A 5,858-nucleotide genomic window follows, 5' to 3' on the forward strand; every position below is an offset into this window, starting at 1 on the left:
ACGCCGCCAAGGTGCGACTTGTGCAAAATCTCGAAATCCTGCGAATGCGTGAGCATTCGTGAGCAACCCTCTTAAATACGAGGGACGGTTGCCACAGGTCTTATTTTCGTGAAATCAATCGAAAAAACGCGATCGAGGCCAAATAAGCGCTGTGGCAACCGCTAGACTAGAAATCGCCTGAAATCGGGCGAAATAAGCGCGCTGGCAACCGTTAGCCTCGCAGAGTCCGTTTGCCCGCGTGATGGATTAGCTGTCTATGGTTATTTCGTGAAGGATCCCAAGCGTTGAGACATCTCCGTTATGCCACACGGGCATAGCGCTATTAGCCGGCAAAGCGGTGAGCGCTGTCGCCTGCTATCCCGACGCGCGCCCGAAAAACCCCGCCCGCATGCGGCTGCCGCGCCAGCTCCTGCTCCGTCAGGCCTTCACGCGCTGTCGTAATCAGCAGAACATCGCCATCGGGACCGCCGAACGCGCAGGAGGTCACCTGCTGCGCCGGCACCTCGACATAGCCGAGCGGCTCGCCGGTGTGCGGATTCCAGCGACTGACCCGCCATCCGTCCCACTCGGCCACCCAGAGCATGCCCTGCGCGTCGATCGTCATGCCGTCGGGCAGCGCCTCCCGGCCTTCATAAGAAATGACGCTGCGGCGCTCGAGTCCGCCGCTTTCGCCGTTGATGCCGCCACTGCCTTCGAGTCCTCCGCCATCGCCGTCGATGCCGCCACTGCCTCCGATGCCATCGCGTCCACCGCCACTGCCTTCAATGCCTTCAATGCCGTCGATGTCTCCATCGCCATCAATGCCGCCGCCTGCATGTCGCCCGTCAATGCCGCGGGATGGATGCGACATAGCGTTCCGGTCCAGGCGAATGGCGTCGACACTGCGCGCATAGGAGTCGATATAGTACAGCTCCTCGCCGCCGGCGGACCAGGCCAACCCGTTGGAACAGACGACGCCGCTCAGCAGCCGCTCCCAGCTCAGGTCCGGATGGAGGACGTACAGGCTGCCGGTCGGCTCGCCGTCCAGCGACGCCGTCCCGGCATAGAAGCGGCCTGCGGCGTCGCACTTGCCGTCGTTGAACCGATTGCGCGGCCGCTCCGGCTCCGGGTCGCACAGCGGCAGCCACGCGCCGGTCTCCGGCTCATAGAACGCCCAGCCCCGCTCGGCGGCCATGATCAGGCCGCCGAGCTCGCGCAAGGCGAACGAGCCGGTCTTCTCCGGCAGATCGAAACGCCGCAGGCCGCTGCCGTCCAGGCTCGCGCTGAGCAGCTCACATCCCTCGATATCGACCCACCACAGCCGCCCGCTCGCCGCGTCCCAGATCGGGCCCTCGCCAAGGCGGCAGGCGCAGGCGATCAGCAGCTCGGCTTGCCATCGGTCAGTCGACATCGTCCGTCCCCTCCTTGCGCGCCAGCGTATACAGCGCATCGCCGCGGGATACGACCGGCGTCTGGCGCAGCAGCATCACGACGCCGCTGCCATCCGCGCGCACCGTCTGCAGCACCGCGCCGCGCCAATCGACGATCGTGCCCACGAGGTCGCCCTCGCGCAGCTCGTCCAGCAGGTCTGCCGCGGGGACAAAAAAGCCGTCGCAGGCCGCAAGGTCCGCGCCGTCCAGATTGCCATCGCCCGTCAGGATCAGCTCCACCGGCTGCGGCTCGCCCGCAAGCCGCAACTCCGGAGCGGCCAGCATCCCCAGGTGCGCCATCAGGCGCCAAGCCCCCTCCGTATACAGGCGCTGCTCGTCCTTGCGGATGCGGCGCCCGCCGAAGCCCTCGACATAGATCCACGGAATGCCCAGCTCGCTCGCCATGCTCACGGTCCGCCCCGGCGAGACCGTATCATGCGCCCAGGCGACGGGTACGCCGAAGCACAGCGCCGCATCGCGCGAGCGGACAGCCGAGTCCGCGCCCTCGCGGGCATCGAAGCCGGTCATGAGCGGCATCGCATAATGCGTCCCGGCGCTGTGCAGATCGAGCAGGAAGTCGCAGCGGCGAATCAAGGCCTGCTGCAAATGCCACGCCAGCCGCTCGGTATACGAGCCGTCCGGCGAGCCGGGGAAGGCGCGGGCCAGATTGCCACCGTCCGCCGCAGAGCAGCGGGTGCCGCTGCGGTACGCGTCCACATTGGCCACCGGCACGAGCAGCAGCGTGCCGCATAGCTCCTTCGGCTGCACCGCGGCGGACAGCTCGATCACGGTCTGCACGCCCTCGTACTCATCGCCGTGCACCGCCGCCAGCACGAGCAGGCAGGGGCCGTCCTGTACGCCGCGTACGACATGCACCGGCACGTAGCCGTTGCCCTCGCCGCGCTCGCCGGACGCGCTGCCGGCATGACCGGCCTGGCCGGTCTGCTCGCCGCGCCCAGCATTGTCCGATGGATCGTCGCTGACGGCATCGCCGCCGGCACGCCCCCTCACCGTATCGTCGTCATCGCCGCCTATCTCTGCGCTGCGCGACCCTGCGCCGCCGCCCGTCAGCAGCAGCCGATACGCATACTTGCCGGGCGCCAGCGTCTCCGGTGCGAATTCAGCCAAGGTCGTCGAAGTCACCATGCCGTCCACCCGCCGTCGACCGCGACATTGGCGCCGGTCATGTAGCTCGCCGCCGACGAGGCGAGGAAGACCGCCGGACCGGCGATCTCATGCTGCCGCCCGATGCGGCCGAGCATCGTCTTGGCCTCCAGCCGCTCCACGAAGGCGGGCTGGCTGTCGCGCGTGGCCGAATGAGGGAACGGTCCCGGCGATATGCTGTTCACCCGAATGCCGTGCTCCGCCAGATGGGCGGCGCAATAGCGCGTGAGCTGCAGCACGCCGGCCTTGCCGGCGCCGTAGTTGACCGGATTGTTCGAGCCCGAGTCGCCGTACACGCCCGGATCGGGCGAGACGATACCGTACATCGAGGCGATGTTAATGATTGCCCCGCCGCCGGCGCGCTTCAGATACGGCACCGCCTCCCGCGTGCAGCGAAAGGCCGTGCCGACCGCGCCGTCGAGCCCCTTGTGCCAGTCCGCGTCGGGCATGTCCTCCATCCGGCCGCCGTATCCGGCGCCGATGGTCGCATTGTTGACGAGCACCGTGATCTTGCCAAAGCGACGCTCCGCCTGCGCCAGCATCTCGCGAATCGAGGCGGTGCTGGAGACGTCGCAGTAGATCCATTCGCGTTGCGGCGAGGCCGCCGCTTCTTCCTCCCGGATATCCGCGGTAACGACGCTGGCGCCATGCGCGGCATACGCCTGGGCCATCGCCTGGCCGAGATAGCCGCTGCCCCCGGTGATGACGACCGCTTCCCCTTCCAGCGCGAACAGCCCGCGGCTCATCCCTCCGCCTCCACCTCGCGCATGATGCGCGCGTGGATTACCTCGACCGCCGGCCGATGCGCCTCCCCGATCGGCTCGAGCGGCAGACGCGGCGCGCCGCAGTCGAGTCCGCGCAGCTGCAGCAGCGCCTTGATGGCGCCGTACACCGGCAGGCTCAGCAGCGCCTCGATGATATCGTTGACGGCGAACTGCCAGCGCTGCGCCGCGGCGATATCGCCGGAGCGAAAGGCCCGCTCGATCCGCACGAACAGCTCCGGCATGATGCCGTACGTGCCGCCGATCCCGGCGTCCGCGCCCATCATGCGGCCGGCCAGGAACTGCTCGTCCGGCCCGTTGAACACGGTGAAGCGCGTGCCGCCGAGCGCCTTGTAGCGCTGCAGCTCGTAGGTGCTCGGCGTGGTGATCTTGAGTCCGGCGACGAGCGGATGCTCCAGCATCCGGCCGAACAAGCCGGCCGACAGGCGAAAATTCGTGGCCGCCGGGATGTGGTACATGATGAACGGCAGACCCGCGGCCTCGATCATCGCCAGCCAGTGCCGCTCCACCGCCGCTTCGGACACCGCGTAATAGAACGGCGGCACGGAGGAGATCGCGTGCGCGCCCGCCTGCGCCGCATGGGCCGCCAGCTCCACGCTGTCCGCGGTGGACAGGCAGCCGACCTGGGCGATCACGGTCAGCTCGCTGCCGACCTCCTCCAGCACAGCCTCCAGCACCTGCTTGCGTTCATCCAGCGTCTGCAGGAAGCCCTCGCCCGAGCTGCCGCCGATATACAGCCCCTGGACGCCGGCCCCGGCCAGGAAGCGCGCATTTTTTCGGACAGCCGCCGTGCTGATGCGGCCGCCTTCGTCGTAGCAGGAATTCATCGCGACGTATACACCTTGGTACGGTTTGGTTTCGATTGTCATCGGTTCTCCTCTTTTGTGTTCAATTTAGGACGCTCTGGCTTGCCGCTGACGGCCGAGGCGGCGATCGCTTCGGCGACCGCCACTGCGCGCAGCGCATCGCCCGGATTCAGGATCGGCGACGGTCGCCCGGCGATTATGCATTCTCCGACATGGCGCAGCTCCGCGTACAGCGGCCCGGCCGCCCGGCCATAGACCGGCGCGCCGCTGGCAGGCACTGGCGCGCGCGCCGCGTGCGCGTTCCACAGCACGAGCGATTCGTCGGGCTCGCGGAGCTGGGCCGTCGCCTCGTCGCCGACGATCTCCATCCGCACGTCCATGTCCGCAGGCGCATGATCCGGCAGCAGCCAGTTGTTCTCGATTACGCCGGTCAGGCCATCGCGGAATTTGAGCATCGCCATCAGCGCATCCTGCCCGCCGCCCGCGCCGGGCGGCGCGAGCGCGTACACCTCCTCGACGTCGCTCCCGCTCAGCCAGTGCATCAGATCGATGTCGTGGATGCCGAGGATGAAGACCGGATTGACGCGCCGATACAGGTCAAAGTAGCGCTTGCCGTTGTTGCGCCGGGCGTAGATCGTCCGCAGGCGTCCGAAGGCGCCGGACGCCGCTCCTTCGCGCACCGCGATGTAGCGCGGATCGAAGCGGCACACATGCCCGGTGAACAGCAGCCGCTCCGCCCGCTGCGCCGCCTCGATCATCCGCTCCGCCTCAGCGCTCGAGATAGCGAGCGGCTTCTCCACGAACACATGACAGCCCGCCTCGAGCGCGGCCAGCACCGGATCGGCGTGCAGATGCTCCGGCAGCAGCACGTCGACCGCGTCCAGCGGCTCGCGCGCCAGCAGCTCGCGCCAGTCCGTATACGCCGGGCAGCCGAGCTCCCGCCCGACCGCCGCCGACCGCTCCCCGTCGAGGTCGCATACCGCCGCGATCTCGTACATCGGCAGGTCGCGCAGGCAGGCCAGATGCTGCTCCGCGAATCGGCCGAGGCCGATCAGACCGAGTCGGATTCTGCTCATCCCGATCCCTCCGTTTCGCTTGGGGCGCGCCCCGGCTGCCCCTGTCTCTGTCCTAACCCCTCATGCTGCAGCTCCTGCCCTTGTCCCTGCCCTTGCTCCTGTCCTTGTCCCGGCCGCTGCTGCTCCTGCTCCAGCTCCGAGATCGGCGCGACCTGCGGCACCGGCCGCGCGCGCAGCAGCTCGGCCGTGCGGCGCTCGTCCTTGTAGCCCGCGCCCGTCAGCAGACAGACGACCGTATCCTCGGCCCCGATCTGTCCGCGCCGCACCGCCTGCTCCAGGCCGCCCAGGCCGATCGCCGCCGCCGGCTCGACCCACAGCCCCTCCTGCGCGGCCAGCCGCTCCTGCCAGCGCCAGGTATCCTCGTCGGCCACCCTCTCGCACCAGCCGCCGCCGCGCAGCGCCTCCAGCACCCGCTCGCCGTCGGGCGGATTGGGCACCTGCAGCCCGGAGATCTGCGTCGTCGAGTCGCCCGGCGCCGGACGCTCCAGTCCCTCGCGCCACGCGCGCGCGATATTGGAGCAGCCCTCCGCCTGCACGACGGCCAGCTCCGGCGCCGCGCGCAGCAGGCCGCGCGCGGCGAGCTCGGCGAAGCCGCGGTCGACGCCCGCGCACAGCCCGCCG

At 68.8% G+C, this 5,858-nt stretch carries 6 protein-coding genes; all 6 read right to left on the reverse strand.

The genetic code is table 11. The features are described from left to right. Positions 1–322 precede the first annotated feature (322 nt). Complete coding sequence (locus IDH44_RS26880; protein WP_223870062.1) at positions 323–1,390, reverse strand: SMP-30/gluconolactonase/LRE family protein; 1,068 nt, start codon at positions 1,388–1,390, stop codon at positions 323–325. Continuing rightward, entirely contained in the window at positions 1,380–2,555 is a 1,176-nt protein-coding gene (locus tag IDH44_RS26095; RefSeq protein ID WP_190921751.1) for a succinylglutamate desuccinylase/aspartoacylase family protein, read from the reverse strand. The genes IDH44_RS26880 and IDH44_RS26095 overlap by 11 nt, the downstream gene beginning before the upstream one ends. Further along, positions 2,549–3,319, reverse strand: a complete 771-nt coding sequence (locus IDH44_RS26100) for an SDR family oxidoreductase (protein WP_190921752.1) — start codon at positions 3,317–3,319, stop codon at positions 2,549–2,551. The genes IDH44_RS26095 and IDH44_RS26100 overlap by 7 nt, the downstream gene beginning before the upstream one ends. Beyond that, positions 3,316–4,224, reverse strand: coding sequence for a dihydrodipicolinate synthase family protein (locus IDH44_RS26105; protein WP_190921753.1), 909 nt, complete (start codon positions 4,222–4,224; stop codon positions 3,316–3,318). The genes IDH44_RS26100 and IDH44_RS26105 overlap by 4 nt, the downstream gene beginning before the upstream one ends. Next, on the reverse strand, positions 4,221–5,237 hold the full coding sequence (locus IDH44_RS26110; protein WP_190921754.1) for a Gfo/Idh/MocA family protein: 1,017 nt from the start codon (positions 5,235–5,237) through the stop codon (positions 4,221–4,223). The genes IDH44_RS26105 and IDH44_RS26110 overlap by 4 nt, the downstream gene beginning before the upstream one ends. Beyond that, positions 5,234–5,858, reverse strand: a 625-nt coding sequence (locus IDH44_RS26115) for a threonine synthase (RefSeq protein WP_190921755.1), incomplete at its 5' end; no start/stop codon positions are given. The genes IDH44_RS26110 and IDH44_RS26115, both read right to left, overlap by 4 nt.

This window comes from Paenibacillus sabuli (assembly GCF_014705605.1).
In the GTDB taxonomy this organism is placed as follows: domain Bacteria; phylum Bacillota; class Bacilli; order Paenibacillales; family Paenibacillaceae; genus Paenibacillus_D; species Paenibacillus_D sabuli.

What these genes read in the sequence shown, in the direction of transcription:
- IDH44_RS26100 (WP_190921752.1), bottom strand. Translation starts at nt 3,319, where the DNA reads ATGAGCCGCGGGCTGTTCGCGCTGGAAGGGGAAGCGGTCGTCATCACC.
- IDH44_RS26095 (WP_190921751.1), bottom strand. Translation starts at nt 2,555, where the DNA reads ATGGTGACTTCGACGACCTTGGCTGAATTCGCACCGGAGACGCTGGCG.
- IDH44_RS26105 (WP_190921753.1), bottom strand. Translation starts at nt 4,224, where the DNA reads ATGACAATCGAAACCAAACCGTACCAAGGTGTATACGTCGCGATGAAT.
- IDH44_RS26880 (WP_223870062.1), bottom strand. Translation starts at nt 1,390, where the DNA reads ATGTCGACTGACCGATGGCAAGCCGAGCTGCTGATCGCCTGCGCCTGC.
- IDH44_RS26110 (WP_190921754.1), bottom strand. Translation starts at nt 5,237, where the DNA reads ATGAGCAGAATCCGACTCGGTCTGATCGGCCTCGGCCGATTCGCGGAG.